Here is a 24,294-nt window from a genome sequence, read left to right as displayed (position 1 = left end):
GGCTCTCGTCCGCCTTCTCAGTATTCGTTGAACATGCGCTGGATCTCGGCCGGATCCGTGGTCCTGGTCAGCGCCAGGCGCAGGAGGATGCGGGCCTTGTGCGGCGGCAGGTTGTCGGCGGTGACGATGCCGCGCGCGGCGACGCGCGCACTCGTCATCACGCGGCCGGCGCCCTTGCGGTCGCTCATGACGATGACCACGCCCTGGTCCTGCGCGCGCTTCAGCGCATCGCCGGCGCCGCCGGTCAGCACGATGCCCTTGGCGCCGGCGGCGGTGAACGCGTCGACCTCGACGCCGTCGGCGTCCTGGTAGGTATAGCTGATGTCGACGCGCGGCAGATCGCTCAGCGCGGAGACATCGAACTCGGAGCGGGCGGTGTGCCGATACAGCGGCTTGCGGTAGTAGACGACGCGGTCGGAATCGGCGAAGCCCATCGGCCCGAGGTCGCGCGCGACGAAGGTCTCGACGCGATAGGTGTTGCTCTTGGTCGTGTCGCGCGCGGCATTGATCTCGTCGTTGAGCATGATGAGCACGCCCTTGCCCTTCGACGCCGGCGTCGCCGCGACGCGCACGGCGTTGTAGAGATTGAACGGGCCGTCGCGCGAGACCGCGGTGAACGGCCGCATCGCACCGACCATCACCACCGGCTTGTCGGAGTGCACGACCAGATTGAGGAAGTACGCGGTTTCCTCCAGCGTCGCGGTGCCGTGCGTGACGACCGCGCCGGCCGCCTCCGGCCGCGCCAGCCAGGCGTTGACCTCGCTGGCCAGCTTGAGCAGCAGCGGTGTCTTCATCGACGGCGAGCCGACGTTGGCGATCTCGGTGTAGCTGAGATCGGCGACGCCCTTGAGCTCCGGCAGATCGTCGATCAGCTCCTGCGGCGTGACCTTGCCGGCGTTGTATTCCATCAGCGTCTGGCGGTCGGCGCCGCGGCTCTGGATCGTGCCGCCGGTCGTGAACAGGCGCACCTGCGGCAGCGGCTCGGCGGCCGCGGCGGCAGTGCCGACGGCGAGGCCCGGCGCGATCAGGATCAGCAGTACCGCAAGACGGATCTTCATGTCGTTCGCAATGTCGTTCATGTCGCACGGCCAGGCGCCGTGCCCCTCGGCTCAGCTGTCGATCGCCGCCGCCTCGCGACGCCACACCTCGATCACGTGGCGCACGTCGTCGGCGCTCAGCGTCTCGCGGCCCGGATGCGCCGGCGTGCCCGGCCGCGCCAGCGCACGCTCCAGCCAGGTGATCGCCCGTTCGATCTCCAGGCGGTACTGCCGGCGCGCGTCCACACTCACCGCCTGCCCTCTGAGCGTCGGCAGCAGCAGACGCTCGTAGCGCGCGTGGTCGTGGACCAGGAACGCCAGCTCGGCGTCGCGCGAGGCGCTCGGCTGCAGCTCCGCCAGACGCTCGGCGAGCGGCAGCTGCCGCGTCATCGTCGCCAGCGCCTGCTCGGCGAGGCGAGCCGCCTCGTCGACGCGGCCCTCTTCGTTCAGGACGTGCGCCTGCAGCATGTACCCTACGTAGCCGGCGTTCGGCCGCTGCCAGACGCCGATCGCGCCGACCGTCAGCACCAGCATCGGCACGCCGAAATACAGTGCCTGCCGCAGCAGCACCGCCGACGGCGTGCGCGGCTTGCCGTGGCACCACCACGAGGCTTCGCCGCCGCTCGCCGCCTGCGGCATGTCGAGGTTCTCGCGGTTCTGCTGATGGCGGACCTTCCAGATGAAGCCATCGAAGTAGTAGTGCAGCAGCGTCGACGTGAAGCCCAGCGCCAGCAGCACCGACATCGGCCAGCGCGCGTCGTGCTGGCCGGACAGCAGCGCGCCGTAGGCCAGGCACAGCGCGACGTACGCGGCGCCGATCCACCAGCCGCCGCGCGCATGCAGGCGCGCGAACAGGCCCGGCCGCGCCCGGCCCTCGTGCCGCGCGAGGTTGCGGTTGTAGTGCCAGACGATCGCCAGGTACTGCGTCATGTGCACGATGCCGACCACGGCGAAGCCGACCTTGAAGCTCCAGCCCGGCGCCCAGGACTGCATCCACGCGTTCGGCGTGTAGGCCAGGTACATCACGGCGAAGAAGCTCGCGTACAGCGCCAGCTTGATGCCGCTGATGCGCCAGCCGCGACGCAGGCCGTGCAGCAGATAGAACGCATAGGCGCCGCCGGCGGCGATGGCGGCGACCACCGCCAGATGCTCCATCGTCGCGATCATCCCGGCCGGCATCAGCATCAGCAGCGGCAGGTCGGCGGTGACGTAGAGATCCTCGAGGATCGACGGCAGCCAGTCGCCGCACAGCAGCATGATGGCGATGAAGCAGCAGGCCGAAAGCAGCAGATCCATGCGCGCCGCCAGCTGCGGCGGCGCACCGCTGTGGCGGTCATAGATGCGCGTGAAGCCGTAGTGCTGCATCAGGAAATGCCACGGATCCCAGAGCGCCAGGACGATGAACAGGTACAGGATGTTCTCGACCGGGTAGCCCTTGAGGTTGATGTACGTGAGCACCGCCATCGCGAAGCCGAACGGCAGCAGCGGCGCGAGCACGAAGGTCCATTTGTGGCGGCGGAACAGCTCGACGTCGCCATAGACGCGAATGAAGGTCGGCAGATGGTGGGCGACCGTCATCACCACGTGCGTCAGCAGGATCACCGAGGTCGCCGTCGCCGCGCCGCGCCAGCCGAACAGCGCCAGCGCCAGCACCAGGACCAGCAGCGGGGCGGCGACGATGAACAGCAGATCGCGGCGCGGCCCGAGGATCCAGCTCGCCTGCGCGCCGGCATGCGCCGGCACGGCGGCGGCAGCGGCGCTGGCGCCGGGCAGCGAAGCGGCATAGCCCGGACTGTTCATGCGGCGATCTCCCTGGGGCTCTCTGCATTTGAAGGACGGTGCGCACGGCCGGCGCCCTACCCGGCACGAAACCTGCACCAGCGCTGCGCCGCCGCGGCCGGTTCAGGCCCCGGGTGGGGGATCGCCGGCGCGCGCCGTCGGAACGCACAGGCCCGTCGTGCGGCGGGCCGGCCTCTGCCTGCGCGGCGGCGGTTCTGGATCGACGACTCGGGAGCAAACGGATGAGCGGCATCTACCGGCGGGCACGGCATCGCGGTCTTCTGGCCTGGACCTTCGCGCTGCTGCCGGCGCTGGCGACGGCCGGCGGATTCCGTGTCGAGGAAGCGTCGATCGCCGACATCCAGCAGGCGATCCGCGACGGCGCCACGAGCTGCCACGACGTCGTGCAGGCCTACGTCGACCGCGCGCGCGCCTACAACGGCATGTGCACGCGTCTGGTGACGGCCGACGGCCAGCCGGTCGAGGCGGCGCCCGGCACCGTGCGCGCCGGCCTGCCGCTGCAGTTCCCGACCCGGACCGTCGCGGTCGGACAGGTCCTGCCGGACTTCTCGCAGTACAAGGGCCTGCCGATCGAATACGGACGCCTGCAGGCGACGGTGTCCGATCCGTCGGTCGTGCAGCAGTACGGCATGGTGGTCGGCATCGCGCACGCGCGTCAGGTCAACGCGCTGTCGACGCTGAATCTGCGCGGCGAACGCTCCGTCACCTGCAAAGGCGCGTTCGACGCGGCGCCCGGCACGCCGCTGCCGGCCGATGCGCCGCCGGCCTGCGAGGCGTTCCGTCAGCAGCCGGATGCGCTCGAAGCCGCCGCCGCGCTCGACGCCAAGTACGGCCGCCATCCGGACCTGCAGCAGATGCCGATGTACTGCGTGCCGTTTTCGTTCAAGGACGTCTTCGACACGCGCGACATGCGCAGCACCGGCGGCGCCGACGTCGCCTACGCGATGGACGCGCCGCCGGAAGACGCGACGATCGTCGCCGAACTGCGCGCCAAGGGCGCGATCATCTACGCCAAGGCCAATCTCGCCGAATACAACGCCGGCGCCGGCAATCCCGGCGGCGAGGCCAAGGTCCGCTCGGCGCAGTACGGCGCCGGCGCGCGCAGCACCTGGGGCGGCCCGTCGTGCAACCCGTACGACACCGCGCGCGAGACCGGCGGATCGAGCTCCGGTTCGGCCGCCTCGGTCGGCGCCAATCTGGTCGTCTGCTCGATCTGCGAGGAAACCGGCGGCTCGTGCCGCCAGCCGGCCTGGCGCAACGGCGTGGTCGGCTTCGTCACCACCAAGGGTCTGATGCCGTACGGCGGCGCGATCGGCGCCGACCCCTATCTCGACCGTGCCGGCATCCAGTGCCGCAGCGTGCGCGACGCGGCGCTGGTGCTCGACGCGCTGAAGGACCCCGAGCGCGGCTACTTCGATCCGCGCGACCTCTACACCGCGCTGCCGCCGGGCCTGATCTCGAAGACCCCGTACGCGAGCTATGCCGCCGCCGATCCCGCGCCGGGCGGCAGGCCGCTGGCCGGCCTGCGCATCGGCGTGGTCCGCGAGTACATGGTCCGGCACAGCGCCAACGACGTGGCGATGAGCGATCTGGTCGACGCGCAGATCAAGACCGTGCTGCGCGACCGGCTCGGCGCCGAGCTGCTCGAGTCGCGCGATCCGCTGTACCCCGACGATCCGGGCATTGCCGATCTCCGTTACGGCTTCGCCCAGGCGCTCGCCGAGATCCTGCCGCTGCACATGCCGGAGTTCCTGCAGAAGAAGGACAAGGACGGCCACTACCTGTTCGACGTGCCCGGCTACGACATCGGCAAGCGCGACTACATGGTCGCCGCCGGCGAGGGCAAGGCGCCGCTGTCCGACAAGCTCAATCTGCGCAGCATCAACGTCGGCCCGCCGGCGCGCGCGTTCGGCTTCGACCTCTACCGCTACCTGATGCGGCGCGGCGACGCCAAGGTGCGCGACTGGGCCAGCCTCAACGCCAACGCCAGCTACTACGTCGAAGCCCGCACCGTGGCGATGAAGAACTGGGAGAAGGCCGTCGACATCCTCTCCGAAGGCGCGACGCAGAACGTCAAGATGCGCGAGGTGATGCGCATGGTCGTGCTCAAGGTCATGCAGCAGAACCGCCTCGACGTCCTCGTCAATCCGACGACGACGATCCCGCCGGCGCTGATCGGCTACGCCAGCCAGCCGCAGCTCAACGACCGGCCGGTCGGACGCTTCCCGACCAGCGCCAACCTCGGCATTCCGGAGATCACCGTGCCGGCCGGCTTCAACCGCGTCGTCTACGAGCCGCGCTACGCGCTCAACGACGCCAAGGACAAATACGAAGCGCGCGCCAACGAAACGCAGAAGACGCAGATGGAAATGCCGATGCCGATCGGCATCTCGTTCTGGGCCGGCCCCGGCGAGGAGCCGGCGGTGCTGAAGGTCGCCGCGGCCTACGAAGCGGCGACGCGGCACCGCCGCGCGCCGGCCGAGTTCGGCCCCGTACCGGCGGAGCGCTGAGCGTGCGCGCCGCCCTGCGTCTGGCCGCCGTACTGGCGCTGGCCGCGCCGCTGCCGGCCGCCGCCGAGTCGGCGCCGCGCGACGCGGCGTTCGTGCTCGAAGAAGCCACGCTCGCCGACGTGCAGCGCGCGTTCGCCGCCGGCACGCTCGGCTCGCAGCAGCTCGTCGATGCGTATCTGGCGCGCATCGCCGCCTATGACGGCCGCCTGCACGCGATCATCACCGTCAACCCGAAGGCGCGCGATCAGGCCGCCGCGCTCGACGCCGAGCGCCGCGCCGGCCGCTCGCGCGGGCCGCTGCACGGCATTCCGGTGCTGCTCAAGGACAACATCGACACCGGCGACCTGCCGACCAGCAACGGCTCGGCGATCCTCAAGGATTCGATCCCGCCCGACGATGCGCACATCGCCGCCGCGCTGCGCGCGGCCGGCGCGGTGATCCTCGGCAAGGCGGCGATGGGCGAATTCGCCGGCGGCAGCTACAACTCGGTGTCCGGCCAGGCGGTGAACCCGTACAACGCGCGGCGCCATACCGGCGGTTCGAGCAGCGGCTCGGGCGCGGCGCTGGCGGCGAACTTCGCGATGCTCGCCGTCGGCACCGACACCAGCACCTCGGTGCGCGGCCCGGCCGCGTACAACGGCGTGGTCGGCCTGCGTCCGACCACCGGCCTGATCAGCCGCGACGGCATCGCGCCGAAGAACCTCGATTTCGATACCGCCGGGCCGATGGCGCGCACGGTGCGCGACGTCGCCGTGATGCTCGGCACGCTGGCGTTCCGCGACGCGGCCGACCCGGCCAGCGCGCCGGTCTGGGACGAAGTCGACCGGCGCTACGCGGTGAAAGACGGTCGCGTCGACTACAGCGCTTTCCTCGACACTCAGGCGCTGAAAGGCAAGAAGCTCGGCGTGGTCCGCGACTTCTTCGGCAGCGATGCCGAGATCGACCGCCTCGCCGAGGCGGCGCTCGCGCAGATGCGCAAGCTCGGCGCGCAGACGGTCGACATCCACCTCGATCCGGCCTTCGTCGCCGCCTATGTCGGCGACGGCAACCGCGCGATCCGCCGCGTCGCCGACTACCGCTTCCGGGCCGACTGGGAACGCTACCTGGCAACGCTCGGCCCGCAGGTGCCGAAGACCGTCGCCGCCTTCGTCGAACGCTACGAGACGGTCGTCGCCCGATCGCCGCTGCCGGTCGAGGCGAGCGTGATGCGCCTGCTCAAGGACTCGCTGAAAACCTCGACCGACGATCCGGCGTACCGGCAGCTGATCGACAAGACCCTGCCGCAGGCGAGCGCCGACAAGCTCGCGCTGTTCGCGCGCTACGGCGTCGACGCGCTGGTGTTCCCCTACCACGCCAGCTTCGCGCCGCCGATCCGCAATCCGGTCTATCGGATCGACGATCCGGATTTCGTCGCCGCCGGCAAACCGGAACCGGCGACGCTGGCCGGCTACGGCGCGGTCGGGCTTCCGTCGATCGTCGTGCCGATGGGCTTCGGCCGCGCCGGCCTGCCGACCGGCATCGGCTTTCTCGGCCGTCCGTACGAGGAAGGCGCGCTGCTCGGCTACGCCTACGCCTACGAGCAGGCCTCGCAGCAGCGCCGGCCGCCGCGGCTGACGCCGGCGATCCGCATGCCCTGAAGCGCCGCGCCGCCGGTAGGGGCCGGCGGAGCGGCGCCGTCTCAATGCTCGACGCAGGCGAAGAAACGCAGGGCCGCCGGCACTCTCGGCGCGGCCCTGCCCCTCGCCCGCAAACCGCCCGCTTCGGGCCATCGTCGGGGAGACGGAACATGTCGATGCAGAACAGGGGGCGCCGGCTGATGCTGGCCGTCGCGCTGGGCGTGCTGGGCTCGGCCGCACAGGCCGCCGAGCCTTTCCATCTGGAAGAAACCACGATCGCGGACATCCACCGCGGCATTCAGTCCGGCGCGGTGAGCTGCCGGCAGATCGTCGAGGCCTACGTGGCCCGCGCCCGCGCCTACAACGGCATGTGCACGGCGCTGGTGACGCCGGACGGCAGGAAGGCGCCGGCGGTGAAAGGCACGACCCGCGCCGGCCTGCCGCTGAAGTTCCCGACGCAAACCGTTTCGATCCGGGAACTGCTGCCGGACTTCGGCCAGTACAGCGGCGCGACGCCCGACTACGGGCGCATGGAGCCCACGCAGTCCGACCCCGGCGTCTACCAGCAGTACGGCATGGTCGTCGGCATCCCGCACGCGCGCCAGGTCAACGCGCTGGAAACGCTGAACCTGCGCGGTGAGCGCTCGGTGACCTGCAAGGGCAAGTTCGACGCGCCGCCGGGCAAGCCGCTGCCGGCCGGCGCCCCGTCCGTCTGCGAGGACTTCCGCCAGCAGCCGGACGCGCTCGAAACCGCCGCCGCGCTCGACGCCCAGTACGGCCGCAATCCGGATCTCCAGGCCATGCCGCTGTACTGCGTGCCGATGTCGTTCAAGGCCGTCTACAACGCCAAGGACATGCGCTCGACCGGCGGCGGCGACGTCGCCTACGCGATGGACGCGGCGCCGGCCGACTCGACGCTGACCGCGCGCATGCGCGCCGCCGGCGCGATCATCTACGCGCAGGCGCACAACTCCGAGTACAACGGCGGCAGCGGCGATCCGGGCGGCGACGCCAAGGTCGAGCGGCCGTATATCGGCACCGGCGGCGCGCGCGAGACCTGGGGTGGCACGGTCTGCAATCCGTACGACACCACGCGCGAGACCGGCGGCTCCAGCGGCGGCTCGGGCGCCTCGGTCGCCGCCAATCTCGTGGTCTGCTCGATCTGCGAGACGACCGGCGGCTCCTGCCGCAACCCGGCCAACCTCAACGGCGTCGTCAACCTGGTGCCGACCAAGGGCACGATCTCCTACGCCGGCGGCATCGGCGCCAATCCGTACCAGGACCGCCCGGGCATCCTCTGCCGCACGGTCAAGGACGCAGTGACCATCCTCGACGCCTTCCGCGACCAGAAAACCGGCCGCTACTTCGATCCCGCCGATCCGTACACCGCGATCACGCACATGACGGCCGCGGACACGCCCTACGTCGGCGCGCTGAGCCGGCCGGGCAGCGGCAAGCCGCTCGCCGGCGTGCGCATCGGCGTGGTCCGCGAATTCATGCGCAAGAAGACGCCGAGCGCGGCGCCGGTCAGCGACGGCGTCAACGCCCAGCTGAAGGTGCTGCAGGCGCTCGGCGCCGAGCTGATCGAGGCCGTCGACCCCGAATACCCGGACGATCCGTCGCTGCCGAACATGGCCTTCGGCTTCGAGGACGCGCTGGCCGAGGTGATTCCCTTCCACATGCCCGAAGTGCTGTCGTGGAAGAAAGCCGACGGCACGCCGGAGTTCGCGGTGCCGGGCTGGGACGTGACGAGCCGCGAATACCTCGTCGCCGCCTCGCTGCACAAGGCGCCGTGGCCGGCGAACCTCAATCTTCTGCGCATCATCGGCAACCCGCCGGAGCATCCGGACGCGGTCAGCGGCTACACCTTCTCGTTCCAGTTCGCGCAGTACCTGCTCGCGCGCGGCGACGCCAGGGTTCACGACTGGCAGACGCTCAACGCCAACGCCAAGTACTTCAGCGACGCCAAGCGCGCGGCGGCGAAGAACTGGGAGAACAAGGCGATCGACATCCGCACCGACGCCATCACCTACACGATGAAGCGCCGCGACACGGTGCGCATGGCGGTGATGAAGGTGATGGAGCAGAACCGGATCGACGTCTTCGTCAATCCCTCGTCGACGGTGATCGCCCAGCAGCTCGGCGGCCCGGGCGAGCCGGAGCGCCGCTCGTTCGGCTACGGCGCGACGCTCGGCCTGCCCGAAGTGTTCGTGCCGGGCGGCTTCATCGACACGGTCTACGACCCCAGGTTCGTGCTCGGCAAGGACGGCAGGAAGTACGACACCGCGTTCGGCAGCGCGCCCGCGAAGCCGGGCAGTCCGCTGCCGTTCAACGTCGGCTTCTGGGCCGCGCCGGGCGACGAGGCCACCGTCATCAAGGTCGCCTCCGCGTACGAGGCGGCCACCCGCCATCGCCGGCCGCCGCCGGACTTCGGTCCGCTCAAGGGCGAGCCGTAAGCGCCGCCGCAGGCCCCGCGCCGCCGCACCGACGGCGCGGGGCCGCGCGCCGTGCACGAACGCACGTTTTCACCCGACACCGCCTTTCCCTTCTATTCCTCATCGCCACCGCGCGAGCTTGCGAGACTGCCGTGATCGACCGCCTGCCCCTTGTGCATCGTCTTCGCTGCGGCGCGCTGCTCGCCGCCGCCCTCGCCGCGCCGGCCGGCGCGGCGGAAAAATTCCACATCGAGGAAGCGACCGTCGACAGCGTGCACGCCGCGATCCAGTCGGGCGCGACCACCTGCCGCGAAGTCGTGCAGGCCTATATCGACCGCGCCCGCGCCTACAACGGCGTCTGCACCGCGCTCGTCACCGCGGACGGCCGCGACATCGCCCCGGCCCGGGGCTACGTGCGCGCCGGCAAGCCGCTGGTGTTTCCGACCCGCACCGTGAAAGCCTCGACGGTGCTGCCGGATCTCGAACGCTACCGCGGCCTGCCGCTCGACTACGGGCGCATGGAGGCGACCGTTTCCGATCCGTCGGTCATGGCGCAGATGGGCATGCGCATCGGTCTGCCCGACGCCGGACAGATCAACGCGCTGGAGACGCTCAACATCCGCGGCGAGCGCTCCGTGACCTGCAAGGGCGCCTTCGACGCGCCGCCCGGCACGCCGCTGCCGGCCGGCGCGCCGGCGGTCTGCGAGCACTTCCGCCAGCAACCGGACGCGCTCGAAACCGCCGCCGCGCTCGACGCCCAGTACGGCCGCAAGCCGGACCTCGCGGCGCTGCCGATGTACTGCGTCGTCACCGCGATCAAGGACCCGTACGACACCAGGGACATGCGCACCACGGCGAACAACGACGTGGCCTTCGCGATGGACGCGCCGCCCGGCGACGCGACGCTGGTCGCGCGCCTGCGCGCGCAGGGCGCGATCATCTACGCCAAGTCGGTCGCGCACGAATTCAACGGCGGCCCCGGCAACCCGGCCGGCGGCGCGGCCAAAGCGAAGACCAATCTCGTGGCCGGTGGCCAGGGCATGGGCGCCTGGGCCGGCCAGCCGTGCAACCCCTACGACACCACGCGCGTGCCGCGCGGCAGCAGCAGCGGCTCCGGCCCGGCGATCTCCGCCAATCTGGCGATGATCGGCATCTGCGAACAGTCCGGCGCCTCGTGCCAGGGACCGGCTTCGCGCAGCGGCATCGCCATGCTGCTGACGACCAAGGGCATCATTCCGGACAACGGCGGCATCGGCTACCAGTGGTTCAACGACCGCGCCGGCATCCACGCGCGCACGCTGGCCGACGCCGCACACGTGCTCGATGCGCTCAAGGACCCGCAGACCGGCCGCTACGACGACATCCGCGATCCCTTCGCCGCCGTGCCCGCCGCGCTGATCCCGGCGCAGCCCTACGCCAGCTTCATCGTCGACGCCGCCGCGCTGAAAAAGAGCGGCAGGCCGCTGGCCGGCCTGCGCATCGCCATCCTGCGCGAGCACATGGTGAAAAAGACGCGCAACCACGAGGCGATCTCCGCGCAGATCGACAGCGAGATCAAGACCGTGCTGCGCGACCGCCTCGGCGCCGAACTGGTCGAGACGACGCCGCCGGGCTATCCGGACGATCCGGACGTCGCCAACCTGCGCTACAGCTTCTCCGACGCGCTCGCCGAGCTGCTGCCGAACCTGATGCCGGAACTGTTCTCGCGCCGCGACCCGAGCGGAAAGCTCTACTTCGCGGTGCCCGGCTGGGACGTCACCTCGGCCGACTACCTGCTCAAGCTCAGCCGCCACGAGGCGCCGCTGACCGCCGCCGTCGACATCACCAACTTCGCCGGCTTCGCCGCCACGCCCTGCGTCTCGACGCTGTGCGCCGACTTCGCGTTCGACATCAACCGCTACCTCGCCGCGCGCGGCGACGCGCGCATCAAGACCTGGGCCGACTGGGTCGCCCACGCCAAGTTCCGCGAGGACAAGTCGCGCGCCGGCGCCGAGAACTGGATCGCCTTCAAGGACCACGAGCAGGCCGGCAAGGCCGAGCGCCTGGCGCGCAGCTACATCGCCCGCCTGGCGCTGCTCAAGGTCATGCACGAGAACGGCATCGACGCCTTCGTGCACCCCGAGAACACCGTGCCGACGCCGAAGATCCTCGGCCCCAACGTCGGTGCCATCAGCCTCGACGGCATCACGCCGTTCTTCCAGATTCCGCGCGTGGTGGTGCCGGCCGGCTTCACCGACGTCATCTACGAGCCGCAGTACGCGCTCAACCCGGACGCGACCGATTACGTGCCGGTGCTCGCGCCGAACACCCCGAAAACCCGGCTCGCGCACCCGATGCCGATCGCCATCACGTTCTTCGCCGGTCAGGGCGAGGAACCGACGCTGATCAAGATCGGCACCGCCTACGAAACGGCGACGCACCACCGCGCGCCGCCGCCGGCCTTCGGGCCGCTGCGTTGAGGCCGGTCTGAAAAAGCCGTCGTCGCGAGGCCGCGCGGCGGTCGTGGCGAATCAGGGACGCCGCCGGCGACGCCTCGCGATGACGATGGGCGCGCTTACGCAGAGCTTTGCTGACGCGCCGCACCGTGCCGCTTCCGGCGCGACGGTGCGGGCGCCGCGCCAGCGCGGCCTGCCGGTTCGCATCCGTCTTGAAGCACGTCGGCCGCCTCGGCCGCGCGGTGAGCGCAAGGCCGCGAGCGGCATCGCCGGCGACCGGCGGCCGCGCCGCGCCCAAGACGCGGGCTCGGCGGCGGCGCGCGCTCAGCGGCCGACGCGATCGCTGGCCAGCGCCGGCGTGTGCTTCGGCAGACGCCGCGCGTGCGTGGCCTGCTCGAAGTCGTAGCCGTAGCCGAGCAGCGCGCCGTCGCTGAATGCGGGACCGAGGAAGGAGACCGTCACCGGCAGGCCGTCCGGCGTCATGCCGGCCGGCACGACCAGATCGGGGTAGCCGGCCAGGTTGGCGATGTTGTACGCCGACGCGGTCGGACGCGGCGGACCCGGCTGCGCCGGCGGCGCGATCGGCGGCGCGGCGTTCGGCGAACTGAGGTAGACGATGGCGTCGAGCCGGTTGTGGTTCAGCACCGCATCGACCGCGCCGCGCACCAGTGCCATGCCCTCGTTCTTCGCGGCCCGATACGCCGGATCGTCGATCGCCGGCGCGTGCGTTTCGGTGTACTGCAGTCCGTAGGCCTTCTGCGGGCTGCGGTAATGCGTGGCCGGATCCTTGGCGCGGCGTGCGAGTTCGGCGAGCGTCTTCGGATACTGCGGCGCGGTGCTCTGCAGGTAGTCGGCGATCTGCGCCTTGAACTCGGCGGCGCAGATAGTCGAGGCCAGCTCGTTGTGCAGATCGACGAGGTACGCGGGGTAACGGAAGTCGACGGTCGTCGCGCCGAGCGCGCGCAGCGTGGCGACGGCCTGCTCGAAGACGCGGTCGACGCCGGCGTTGACGCCGCCGAAGTCGCGGGCGATGCCGATGCGCTTGCCGCGCAGCGCGCCGCGCTGGAGGAAGGCCGTGTAGTCGCGCTCGATGCGACCTTCGGCGCGGCGCGTCATCGGGTCCGCCGCATCGACGCCGGCCATCACGTTCAGCGCCACGGCGATGTCGGCGACGCTGCGCGCCATCGGCCCGGCGGTGTCGAGCGACAGCGCCAGCGGCACGATGCCGTCGCGCGACAGCAGGCCGTTGCTCGGCTTGAAGCCGACGATGCCGGTCGCCGAGGCCGGGCCGCGCACCGAGCTCGTCGTGTCGCTGCCGAGGCCGAACTGCGCAAAACCGGCGGCGATCGCCGCCGCCGTGCCGGTGCTGGAACCGGCCGGGCCGTGGTTCAGCTCGTGCGGGTTGCGCGTCTGCCCGCCCATCGAGCTGTAGCCGTTGGGGATCGCCGCCGCCCGGTAGTCGGCCGGATCGACCGAACCGCCGACGCCGCCGCCGGCCGCGAATTCGTGCAGATTGAGCTTGGCGACGATGATCGCGCCGGCGTCGCGCAGCTTCTTCACGACGAAGGCATCGTCCGGCGGCACGCTGCCGGCCAACAGCTGCGAACCGGCCGTGGTTGGCAGATCGAAGGTGTCGAAGTTGTCCTTGAGCACGATCGGAATGCCGTGCAGCGGACCGCGGATCTGGCCGGCGTGGCGTTCGGCGTCGCGCTGGCGCGCTTCGTCGAGCGCCTTCGGATTGAGGGCGATGACGGCGTTGATCGTCGGCCCGCGCTGGTCGTAGGCGTCGATGCGCGCCAGGTACGCGCGCAGCAGCTGCTCGGACGTCAGCGAGCCGTCGGCGAACGCGGCCTCGACCTCGGCGACCGTCGCCGTGTCGAGATCGAGCGCGGCCCAGGCGCCGGCCGACCACAGCGCCGCGACGCCGAGCGCGATGCGTCGCCGCGTGTGGCGCACATTCACCGCAGCGTGTCCGTCGCCAGCGCCGGCGTGTACTTCGGCAGACGCCGCGCGTGCGTGGCCTGCTCGAAGTCGTAGCCGTAGCCGAGCAGCCGGCCTTCGCTGAACGCCGGGCCGAGGATCGAGATCGACACCGGCAGACCCGCCGGCGTCATGCCGGCCGGCACGACCAGATCCGGATAGCCGGACAGATTGGAGATATCGAAAGCCGACGCGCCCGGCTTGCCCGGCTGCGGATCGGCCGGCGGTGCGATCGGCGTGGCCGCGGTGGCGACGCTGAGGTAGACGATCGCGTCGAGGCCGTACTTCTGCAGCATCGCATCGACGGTCGCTTTCACCAGCGCCATGCCCTGATCGCGCGCGGTGAGATAGACCGGGTCGTCGAGATCGAGCGCGACCGCGGCGGTGTACTTGAAGCCGTAAGCCTTCTCCGGGCTCGGGTAGCCGGTCTTCGGATCGTTGGCGAGGCGCACCAGATCGTCGAGCGTCTTCGGATACTGCGGCGCCGTGGTCTTCAGGTAATCGGCGATCTGCGCCTTGAATTCGGACTGCGTGATCGTGAAGTAGATGTCGTCCTTGGCCGCCAGCAGGAAGCTCGGATAGCGGAAGTCCAGCGTCGTCGCGCCCAGCGCCTTGAGGCTGGCGACGGCCCGCTCGAAGACCGCGTCGACCGCCGCGTCCTGGCCGCCGAAGTCGCGCGCGATGCCGATGCGCGCGCCACGCAGCGCGCCCCGCTTCAGAAACGCGCGGTAATCCTTCTCGACGTGGCCCTCGGCGCGCTGCGTCATGGCGTCGGCCGGATCGACGCCGGCCATCACGTTCAGCGCCACGGCGATGTCGGCGACGCTGCGCGCCATCGGCCCGGCGGTGTCGAGCGACAGCGCCAGCGGCACGATGCCGTCGCGCGACAGCAGGCCGTTGCTCGGCTTCAGACCGACGATACCGTTGACCGACGAAGGCCCGCGCACCGAGCTGCGCGTGTCGCTGCCCAGGCCGAACTGCGCGAAGGCCGCGGCGATCGCGGCGCCGGTGCCGCCACTCGATCCGGACGGACCGTAGTCGAGCGCATGCGGATTGCGCGTCTGCCCGCCCATCGAGCTGTAGCCGTTCGGCACCCGTCCGGCCTTGAGCACGGCCGGGTCCCTGGCGCCGCCGACGCTGCCGCCGCCGGCCGCGAACTCGGACAGGTTGACCTTGGCGAGGATGATCGCGCCGGCCGCGCGCAGCTTCCTGACCACGAACGCGTCGTCCGGCGGCAGGCTGCCGGCGAGCAGCGAGGAGCCGGCCGTGGTCGGCAGATCGAAAGTGTCGAAATTGTCCTTGAGCACGATCGGGATGCCGTGCAGCGGACCGCGCACCGTGCCGACGCGGCGCTCGCGATCGAGCTGGCGGGCTTCGTCGAGCGCACGCGAGTTGGCGCTGATGACGGTGTTGATCGTCGGCCCCTGCTGGTCGTAGGCCGCGATGCGCGCCTGATACGCGCGCACCAGTTGCTCCGACGTGATCGAGCCTTTGGCCATCGCCGCTTCGAGTTCGGCGACGGTCGCCGTTTCGATGTTCAGCGGCGCCGCGTACGCCGCCGGCAGCGGCAGCGGCAGCAGCAGCAGGACGAACAGCAGGCGGGCCAGCGGCAGACGCAAACGCGTGACAGTCATGACGGCGCGATCCGGAAGTGAGGTCGTGAAACTCAGGCGACGGCGAATGCCGGCGGCTGGCGGAGATGGAAACCGGTGGCGTCCTGATAGGCCTTGGCCAGCGCCAGCAGGCGCGCCTCGGCATACGGCGGCGCCATGAACAGCACGCTGGTCGGCGCGCCGCTGGCGGCCCAGCCGTTCGGCAGCGCGAGGCCCGGATAGCACGCCAGGTTCGCCATCTGCGAATGGCGCTGGCTGGCGGACGGCGGCGCGGCAGCGGCGCTGCCGGACGGACGCGGGGCGCCGAGCGTGGAAGGCGCCAGATAGACATCGACGCCGGCGGTGGCGGCGGCCAGCTCGCGCATCATCATCGCGCGCAGGCGCTGCGACTGCAGATAGTCGACGGCGGGAATCAGCCGGCTGGCGCGGAAGCGCTCGGCGCGCGCCGTGCTGGTCATCTGCCGGTAGCGGCCGGAGCGCAGCAGCTCGTCGAAGAACACCGCGGCCTCGACGCTGAGCTGCAGGGTTTCGGTGTCGAAGTCCGGCAGCCGCAGCGGCACCAGCTTCACGCCCATCGCGCGCAGCTGCGCGAGCGTGGCCTGCTCGTTGCGCTTCCAGTCGGCATCGCGATCGGCGTCGGCGAAGGCCTGCGGCAGATAGCCGACCTTCAGCTCACGCCAGTCGGAGCCCGCGTCCCAGTTGAACGGAATGTCGCCGACCGACAGGTCGCGGCCGTCCTGGACGGCGATCGCGTGCAGCACGACGGCGCAGTCCTCGGCGCTGCGGCACATCGGCCCGAGGCGGTCCTGGGTCCAGCTCAGCGCCATTACCCCGTAGCGGCTGACGCGGCCGAAGGTCGGCCGCAGGCCGGTGACGCCGCAGCGCGCCGACGGGCTCAGGATCGAGCCGCTGGTTTCGGTGCCGATCGCGAACGGCACGCAGCCGGCCGCGGTCGCGGCGCCGGGGCCGGCCGACGAGCCGCTCGCGCCCTCGTCGAGCTTCCACGGGTTGCGGGTCTGCCCGCCCCACCACTGGTCGCCGCCGGCCAGCTCGCCGGTGCTGAGCTTGGCGAGCAGCACGGCGCCGGCCTCGCGCAGGATCTCGACGACGGAAGCGTCGTAGTCGAACACCTGGTCCTTGTACGCGCCCGAGCCCCAGGTCGTGCGGATGCCGCGCACCGCGATGATGTCCTTGCAGCCCCAGGGCACGCCGTGCAGCGGTCCGCGGTCGCGGCCGGTGGCGATCTCGGCGTCGGCCTGGCGCGCCTGCGCGAGCGCCAGCTCGTCGAGCATCGTCACCACGCAATTGAGCCGCTCGTTGTGGCGGCGCAGGCGCGCCAGATACATCTGCGTCAGTTCCAGCGAGGTGACCTGGCGGCTGCGGAGCAGCGCCGCCAGACGCAGCAGCGGCCAGTACGCGAGCGTCTCCAGATCGGCCGGGCGCTCGACGCGGCCGGGCGCACTGAAGCGCGGCGCGAGCGCACGGCGATCGACCGCCATGCCCGGCGTCAGCGGACTGAAGTAGAACGGCGGCGCGACGTCGTTCGGGATCTTGGCGGCGCGGATGCGGCGCATCTGCGCCAGGCTGCGGTTCACCGGCGCGAGCAGTGCCTCGATCTCGTCGTCGCCGAACGACAGGCCGGCGAGCTGCGCGGCGGCGCGGATCATCGCCGCGTCGACCTGCGCCGTGCCCTGCGCGGCGATCTGCGCCCACAGCACGCCGGGCAGCAGCGTGCCGGACAGACCCGCCGCCGCGCAGGCCGCGAGGAAACGGCGTCGCGAATCGGCGAGCGGCGCGTCCATCGTCACGCTCAGTGTCCGACCACGTCCGTCGGCAGCGACGGCGTGTACTTCGGCAGCGCGATGGCGTGCGTGGCCTGCTCGAAGTCGTAGGCGTAGCCGAGCAGCTGGCCCTCGCGCCAGGCGCGGCCGAAGAACGACAGCGTCACCGGCAGACCGTCCGGCGTCATGCCGGCCGGCACGATCACGTCCGGATAGCCGGTCTCGTTGGCGAGCGCGGCCGGCCCCATGCCGCCGCGGCCGCCGCCGGCGGCGCGGTCCTCGCCGATCTCGGCGGCCGGACGCGTCACGCTCGGGTAGATCATCGCGTCGAGCTTGTGCTCGGCGAACAGGCCGTCGATCACCGCCGTCGTCAGCGCCAGGCCCTGGTTCTTGGCGGCGAGATAGATCGGATCGTCGATCGGCGCCGCCTTGTCCATCTTGGCCATGCTGTCGCGCTTCCACGGGCTGCTGTAGCCGAGCCTGGGATCGCGGGCCTTCGCCACCAGCTCGTCGAGCGTGCGCGGAAAACCGGGGCGCAGCGTCTTCAGGTAATCGGCGATCTGCGCCTTGAACTCGATGTCGATCATCATGCGATGCATCGGCCCGATGCCGGCGACGAGGAAGTCCGGCAGCCTGACCGGGTCGACGATCGTCGCACCGAGCGCCTGCAGCTTGACGATGGCCTGTTCCATCACGAAATCGGTCTTCGCGCTCTGCCCGAAGAAGTCGCGCATCACGCCGATGCGCGCGCCCTTGAGCGCGCCCGGCTTGAGGAACTTCGTGTAATCGGTTTCGAAGCGGCCGGCGCTCGCCGCCGTCGCCGGATCGGCCTTGTCGACGCCGGTCATCGCGCCGAGCGCAAGCGCGCAGTCGGCGACGCTGCGGCACATCGGGCCGCCGGTGTCGAACGACAGCGCCAGCGGAATGATGCCGTCGCGGCTGAGCAGGCCGCGCGTCGGCTTGATGCCGACGATGCCGTTGGCCGACGAGGGATTGCGGATCGAACCGGCGGTGTCGCTGCCGAGCCCGAACTGCGCGAAAGCCGCGGCGATGCCGGCGCCGGTGCCGCCGCTCGAACCGGACGGCCCGCGCGCGATGTCGTGCGGGTTGTGGGTCTGCCCGCCGAGCGAGCTGTAGCCGTTCGGTGCACCGCCGCCGTAGGCGAACTCGTGCAGATTGACCTTGGCGACGATCACCACGCCGGCCTCGCGCAGCTTCTTCACCACGAAGGCGTCGTCATACGGCAGCGAGTCCTTCAGCATCTGCGAGCCGCCGGACGTCGGCAGGTCGCGGGTGTCGAAATTGTCCTTGAGCAGAATCGGAATGCCGTGCAGCGGACCGCGCAGCTTGCCGGCGCGGCGTTCGGCATCGAGCGCGCGTGCCTGTTCGAGCGCCTTCGGATTGAGCGTGATGACGGCGTTGATGTTCGGACCCTGCTTGTCGTAGGCCTGGATGCGCGCCAGATAGGCCTGCGTGAGCGCTTCCGAACTCAGCGCGTCCTCGCGCATCGCCGCGCCGACTTCGGCGATCGTCGCGCGCGTGATGTCGAGCCCCCAGACCGGCAGCGGCAGAACCGCGGCGAGACCGAGCACGGCGCTGCCGAGCAGCGAGGCGATCGGCGCGAAACGGGACAGCGGCGAGGCAGCATTCATCGACAAAGATCCGGGCAGGAGTAAAGAAAGACGCTATTCGCGCAACGGTCCGAAACCGGCCGGCGCGCGGCGCGCGTGTGTCGCCGCTTCATAGGCGCCGGCGATACGCAGCAGCGTCGGCTCGTCGAACGGACGCGCGAGAAAGTCGATGTTGACCGGCAGGCTCGCGGCGAGCGGCCCGACCAGGCGCGTGCCGCCTTCCGCCCTGGCGTCGGCGACGCGGTCGTAGACCTCGGTCGTGAAGCCGGCCGGCACCGATATCGCCGGAAAGCCGTTGGCGCCGAGCAGCGTCCAGGCCAGCGCCGAGCGGCCGTTGACGGTCGGTTCGGTCGGCGCGCCGAGCCGCGGCGCCGGCACATTGCCGGTCGGATAGGTCACGGCGTCGAGCTCGAGGCTCGCCATGCACTGCAGCGCGATCTGCTGCAGCGCGAAGCGCAGCTGCATGCGCCCGGCGAGATCGAGCGTGCGGTCGGCGTTCTTGCCTTGCAGCGTCTTCTTCTTGTCCGAGTAACCGCTGCCCTCGCGCACGTCGCTGTAGAACTTCGAGCGGGCGATCAGGTCGGCGGTGCTTTTGATGTTGGCGTCGCCGCGCTGCTGCAGGTAGCGATCGAGCACGTAGCGCGCTTCGCCCGGCGCGCGCTCGCCGCCGATGCCGCGCATCGTCGGCGCGTTCGCGTCGTGCGGAAACAGCGTCGGGTCGGCGGCCATCGCGACCAGCAGCGGCAAGTGATCGCCCGCCGGGCGGCCGTCCTCGCCGAACGGGAACCGCTGCGGGTACTGGCGGATGAACGCGGAGTTGAAGGCCGACGGCGTGTAGCGCGCCGCGCAGGACTGGAACAGCGCGCCGCCCGGGCCCGGATCGACGACGGTGGCGCCGAGCTTCTTCAGTTCGCCGATGCCGCGCTCGACGATGTCGATGCTCTGCGCGTCGGCGACGGTGAACAGCGACTTGTCCATGTACTCGCGCAGCACGCCGATGCGCAGGCCGCCGAGGCGCTGCGGCGCGCTGCTCGCCGCGTACGGCTGCGCCGGCCGGCGGCCGACGCTGAAGGCGGTCAGCTCGTCCTTCGGGTCGTAGCCGGCGATCACGTCGAGCACGCGCGCGACGTCGCCGACCGTGCGGCACATCGGCCCGACGCGGTCGTTGAGGAACGAGGCCGGCACGATGCCGGCGCGGCTGACCAACTCCTGCGTCGGCGCCAGACCGACGATGTTGTTGTTCTTCGCCGGGTTGCGTACCGACGGACCGGACTCCTCGCCGATCGAGCACATCACCAGGTTGGCGGCCACCGAGGCGCCGGAGCCGCCGCTCGAACGGCCCGGGCTGCGCTCGGTGTCGTAGGGGTTGCAGCTGACGCCGCCGAACGCGCTGCGGTCGCCGCTCGCGTACTCGCCCATGTTGGCCTTGGCGAGGATGATCGCGCCGGCCTCGCGCAGCTTCTTCACGAAGCTCGCGTCCGCCGGCGGGCGGTCGTTGGCGTAGGCGGCGTCGGCGCCCGAGGTCGTGCGCAGGTCGGCAGTGTCGAACTGATCCTTGATCGACACCGGAATGCCGTGCAGCGGCCCGACCAGCTTGCCGCTGGCGGCGAAGGCGCGATCGAGCGCGGCGGCGGCTTCGAGCGCGTCCGGCAGCGCCGGATCGTCGTCGCGGGCGTCGGTCTGGCTGCGCGCCTTGCGCGCGTCGAAGCCCCAGCGCTGACGCGCCGCCGGGCGCAGGTTGAGCGTGATCAGCGCATTGACCTGCCCGACCTGCGCGATCGTCTGCGCCGGCCCGAGAATGCCCTGCGGCTGGCGCACGCAGGCACCGTTGTAGGCCTTGATGCGTGCCAGATACGCGTGCACGACGTCGGTCGCCGTATAGCGGCGTTCGAGGATGCCCTGCTGGAGCGTGGCGATCGTCGCTTCCTCGACGCGCGGCAGCTGCCCCGCCGCGGCCGGCCGCGGCGCGCACAGCGCCGCGGCGAGCAGCAGCACGGCGAGCATCGACCCGGCCAGCGCCCTGGCGCGGCGATCGGCGCGCGCGACCGCTACGAGACGAGAATGGCGCATTGCGACTCCCTGTGCCGGCCCGCCGGCATTCACTGCGAAGACGGCCGCCGCCGGCCGCTCCCCTACGCCGCGCGGCGCGGCCTCAGTATTCGAAGACCTCGCCCGGCAGCGCCGGCGTGGTCGCCGGCGACACGCGGTGCCGCGTCGCCTGTTCGTAGCTGTACGCGTAGCCGAGCAGGCGCGGCTCGCTGTAGGCCGGCCCGAAGAACGAGATCGTCACCGGCAGGCGGTCGCTGGTGACGCCGGCCGGCACGATCACGTCCGGGAACTGCGTGACGTTGGCGATGTTGGTCAGCGACGGCGCCTTCGGGCGATCGACGATCTCCGGCGTTTTCGGATCGATCAGCTCCGGCCGCTTCGGCCGCGTCGGATAGACGAGCGCGTCGAGCTGGTGCTGCTCGATCAGGCCGAGCACGGCGCCCTGCACCGCCTTCATGCCGTACTGCTTGGCCGAGGTGTAGGCCAGGCTGGTGGTCGGCGGCGTCTCGCCGAGCGCCTTGAAGCGCTTGAACACGCTCGGGTGCGGGTGAAACTCGCCCTGGGCCTTGGTCAGCTTGAGACCGAGATCGGCCAGCTCGGTGACGGTTTTCGGAAAGCCCGGCCGCAGCGTGCCGAGATAGGCGACGTAGTTGTCCTTGACCTCGTCGCGGATCGGCGTCGACACCGCGGTGCGCGCGAGCGCCATTTCCGGGTAGTGCAGATCGTCGACGATCACCGCGCCGAGCTTCTTCAGCTCTTCGAGGCTGGCGTTGAACACGCGGTCGACTTCCGCATCGGTGCCCGACAGGTCGCGGATCACGCCGAGGCGCGCGCCCTTGAGCGCGTCCTTCTTCAGGAACGGCGTGTAGTCGCGGAAGTAGAGCCCGGCGCTGGTGCTGGTCAGCGGGTCCTTGGGATCGACGCCGGTCAGGAAGCCGAGCGCCAGCGCCGCGTCGTAGACCGTGCGCGCCATCGGCCCGCCGGTGTCGAAGCTCAGCACGCAGGGCATGATGCCGGTACGCGAGACCAGGCCGTTGGTCGGCTTGATACCGACCACACCGTTGGCGAACGAGGGGCCGCGAATCGAGCCGCCGGTATCCGAGCCCAGACCGAGCGGCGCGAACCACGCGGCCAGGCCGGCGCCGGTGCCGCCGCTGGAGCCGTTCGGGATGCGGCGCGGATCGTGCGGATTGCGCGTCTGGCCGAGGCGCGACGAGAAGCCGACGCCGCCGTGCGCGAACTCGTCCATGTTGACCTTGGCGAGGATGATCGCGCCGGCGTCGCGCAGCTGCTTGATGGTCGGTGCGTCGGCGTACGGCAGCGACTCGGCGAGCAGGAAGTCGCCGCCGCTGGTCGGCATGTCGGCGGTGTCGTAGTTGTCCTTGGCCAGCACCGGAATGCCCATCAGCGGCGAGCGCAGGCCCTTGGTCTTGCGCTCGGCGTCGAGTGCGCGCGCCGTTTCCAGCGCCTTCGCGTTGAGGGTGATGACGGCGTTGAGGCCCGGCCCCTTCTTGTCGTATGCGGCGATGCGCGCCAGATACAGCTGCACCAGTTTTTCGTAGCTCAGTGCGCCGGCATCGACGGCGGCCTGGATCTCCTGCACGCCGGCGGTTTCGAGCTGGAAGGTCGCGGCCTGCGCGTTGCGCGCGGCGCCGAGCGCCAGCGCCGTCAGCGCCAGCGCGCCGATGAAGGACTTGCGCGCCGGTTTCGGTTTGCGGTGAGCGTTCATGCGCGGCGCCTCAGTAGTGGATGCGGTCGCCGGCCAGCGCCGGCGTGTTCTTCGGCAGACGGATCGCGTGCGTGGCCTGCTCGAAGTCGTAGCCGTAGCCGAGCAGCTTCGGCTCGCTCCAGGCCGGACCGAAGAACGAGATCGTCACCGGCAGGCCCCCGGCGCTCATGCCGGCCGGCACGATCAGATCCGGATAGCCGGTCTGGTTGGCGAAGCTGGTCGCCGAGCCGCTGGCGGCGCGCGGGTCGGCCGGCTTGTCCGGGTCCGGCACGATCGGCGTCGCCGGCGTCGGCGAGGTCGGATAGACGATCGCGTCGAGCTTGTGCTTGCTGAACAGCGCGTCGATGCCGGCCTTGATCGCCACCATCTCCTCGTTCTTCAGCGCGAGGTACTGCGGGTCGCTCAGGTCGAGCGCCTGCGCGGCGGTGTATTTCAGCGCGTAGGCCTTCTCCGGGCTGCGGTATCGGGTCGCCGGATCATTGGCCTTGGCGACGATCTCGTCGAACGAGCGCGGAAAACCGGGCTTGAGCGTGTGCAGGTATTCGGTGAGCTGCGCCTTGAACTCGGAGGCGACCAGCAGGTTGTAGTTCGGCTGCTTCGACACCAGCATGTACTCGGGATACTGGATCGGGTCGACGACGACCGCACCGAGCGACTTGAGCGTGGCGATCGCCTTTTCCATCACCGCGTCGGTACCGGCGTCGCGGCCCATGAAGTCGCGCGCGATGCCGATGCGCGCCCCCTTGAGCGAACCCTTCTTCAGGTACGGCGTGTAGTCGGTCTTGAAATGCGCGGCGCTCGGCGCGGTCGCCGCGTCGGCGGCATCGACGCCGGTCATCGCGCCGAGCGCGACGGCGACGTCGTAGACGCTGCGCGCCATCGGTCCGCCGGTGTCGTACGACAGCGCCAGCGGCACGATGCCGTCGCGGCTCATCAGGCCGCGCGTCGGCTTGAGGCCGGCGATGCCGTTGGCCGAGGACGGGCCGCGCACCGAGCCGCCGGTGTCGGTGCCGAGCCCGAACTGCGCGAACGCCGCCGCGATCGCTGCACCGGTGCCGCCGCTCGAACCGGACGGTCCGCGCGTGAGGTCGTGCGGGTTGTGCGTCTGCCCGCCTTCCGAGCTGAAGCCGTTCGGCACGCGACCGGCCTTGATGACCGCCGGGTCCTTGGCGCCGCTGACGCTGCCGCCGCTGCCGGCGAATTCGGAGAGATTGACCTTGGCGACGATCACCGCGCCGGCGGCGCGCAGCTTCTTGACGACGAAGGCGTCATCGGGCGGCAGCGAGCCGTGCAGCAGCTGCGAGCCGGCCGTCGTCGGCAGGTCGTACGTATCGAAATTGTCCTTGAGCACGATCGGCACGCCGTGCAGCGGGCCGCGCAACTTGCCGGCGCGGCGTTCGGCGTCGAGCGCCTTGGCCTCGGCTAGCGCCTTCGGGTTGAGCGTGATGACGGCGTTGATCGCCGGCCCTTTCTTGTCATACGCAGCGATGCGCGCCAGATAGGCCTGGGTGAGCGCTTCGGCGCTGAGGCCGGCCTTGTAGGCGGCCTGCACGTCGGCGATCGTCGCCGTATCGAGGTCGAGCGTCGCCGCCGGCGCGGCGCCAGCGGCGCAGGCCAGGGCAATCGCGAGCAGCGGAACGTGCAGGCGCAACGGTTTCATGTAGGCACTCGCTTGTCA

The 24,294-nt window shown here is 70.8% G+C and carries 13 protein-coding genes; 4 read left to right on the top strand and 9 right to left on the bottom strand.

Annotated elements, in window-relative coordinates; translation table 11 throughout:
- Nucleotides 1-17: 17 nt before the first annotated feature.
- Nucleotides 18-1,079, bottom strand: coding sequence for an asparaginase (locus tag K343_RS0117200; RefSeq protein ID WP_211226333.1), 1,062 nt, complete (start codon nucleotides 1,077-1,079; stop codon nucleotides 18-20).
- A 30-nt stretch (nucleotides 1,080-1,109) separates the two neighbouring features.
- Nucleotides 1,110-2,837 (bottom strand): hypothetical protein, encoded by a 1,728-nt coding sequence (locus tag K343_RS0117195; protein WP_028009121.1) that lies wholly within the window; start codon nucleotides 2,835-2,837, stop codon nucleotides 1,110-1,112.
- Nucleotides 2,838-3,058: 221 nt separating this feature from the next.
- Between K343_RS0117195 and K343_RS0117190 the strand changes: the two genes are divergently transcribed.
- The 4 genes from K343_RS0117190 to K343_RS0117175 all read left to right on the top strand — a co-directional run bounded on the left by K343_RS0117190 (nucleotide 3,059) and on the right by K343_RS0117175 (nucleotide 11,857).
- Nucleotides 3,059-5,347, top strand: coding sequence for an amidase family protein (locus K343_RS0117190; protein ID WP_028009120.1), 2,289 nt, complete (start codon nucleotides 3,059-3,061; stop codon nucleotides 5,345-5,347).
- 2 nt (nucleotides 5,348-5,349) lie between these two features.
- Nucleotides 5,350-6,984 carry an amidase family protein gene (locus K343_RS0117185; protein ID WP_028009119.1) on the top strand — a complete coding sequence of 545 codons (1,635 nt, stop codon included), beginning with the start codon at nucleotides 5,350-5,352 and terminating at the stop codon, nucleotides 6,982-6,984.
- 149 nt (nucleotides 6,985-7,133) lie between these two features.
- On the top strand, nucleotides 7,134-9,419 hold the full coding sequence (locus tag K343_RS0117180) for an amidase family protein (protein WP_028009118.1): 2,286 nt from the start codon (nucleotides 7,134-7,136) through the stop codon (nucleotides 9,417-9,419).
- Nucleotides 9,420-9,550: 131 nt separating this feature from the next.
- Nucleotides 9,551-11,857, top strand: a complete 2,307-nt coding sequence (locus K343_RS0117175) for an amidase family protein (protein WP_028009117.1) — start codon at nucleotides 9,551-9,553, stop codon at nucleotides 11,855-11,857.
- Nucleotides 11,858-12,157: 300 nt separating this feature from the next.
- Here K343_RS0117175 and K343_RS0117170 read toward each other — a convergent pair whose 3' ends face one another.
- The 7 genes from K343_RS0117170 to K343_RS0117140 all read right to left on the bottom strand — a co-directional run bounded on the left by K343_RS0117170 (nucleotide 12,158) and on the right by K343_RS0117140 (nucleotide 24,276).
- Complete coding sequence (locus K343_RS0117170; protein WP_028009116.1) at nucleotides 12,158-13,795, bottom strand: amidase family protein; 1,638 nt, start codon at nucleotides 13,793-13,795, stop codon at nucleotides 12,158-12,160.
- Complete coding sequence (locus K343_RS0117165) at nucleotides 13,792-15,447, bottom strand: amidase family protein (RefSeq protein WP_043113066.1); 1,656 nt, start codon at nucleotides 15,445-15,447, stop codon at nucleotides 13,792-13,794. Before K343_RS0117165 ends, K343_RS0117170 begins: the two co-directional genes overlap by 4 nt.
- Before the next feature lie 32 nt (nucleotides 15,448-15,479).
- A complete protein-coding gene (locus tag K343_RS0117160) occupies nucleotides 15,480-17,228 on the bottom strand; it encodes an amidase (protein WP_043113064.1) in 1,749 nt (582 codons plus the stop codon).
- 8 nt (nucleotides 17,229-17,236) lie between these two features.
- On the bottom strand, nucleotides 17,237-18,859 hold the full coding sequence (locus K343_RS0117155; RefSeq protein ID WP_051278657.1) for an amidase family protein: 1,623 nt from the start codon (nucleotides 18,857-18,859) through the stop codon (nucleotides 17,237-17,239).
- Nucleotides 18,860-18,892: 33 nt separating this feature from the next.
- A complete protein-coding gene (locus K343_RS0117150) occupies nucleotides 18,893-20,908 on the bottom strand; it encodes an amidase (RefSeq protein WP_084615963.1) in 2,016 nt (671 codons plus the stop codon).
- Between the two features lie 82 nt (nucleotides 20,909-20,990).
- Nucleotides 20,991-22,616, bottom strand: coding sequence for an amidase (locus K343_RS0117145; RefSeq protein WP_028009111.1), 1,626 nt, complete (start codon nucleotides 22,614-22,616; stop codon nucleotides 20,991-20,993).
- Nucleotides 22,617-22,626: 10 nt separating this feature from the next.
- The gene (locus K343_RS0117140; protein ID WP_028009110.1) at nucleotides 22,627-24,276 is read right to left on the bottom strand and encodes an amidase family protein; all 1,650 of its coding nucleotides are present in this window, start codon (nucleotides 24,274-24,276) and stop codon (nucleotides 22,627-22,629) included.
- Nucleotides 24,277-24,294: the final 18 nt, after the last annotated feature.

The sequence above is a fragment of the Solimonas flava DSM 18980 genome (genome assembly GCF_000426685.1).
GTDB classification, from domain to species: domain Bacteria; phylum Pseudomonadota; class Gammaproteobacteria; order Nevskiales; family Nevskiaceae; genus Solimonas; species Solimonas flava.
This window is presented reverse-complemented; position numbering and strand designations above follow the sequence as displayed.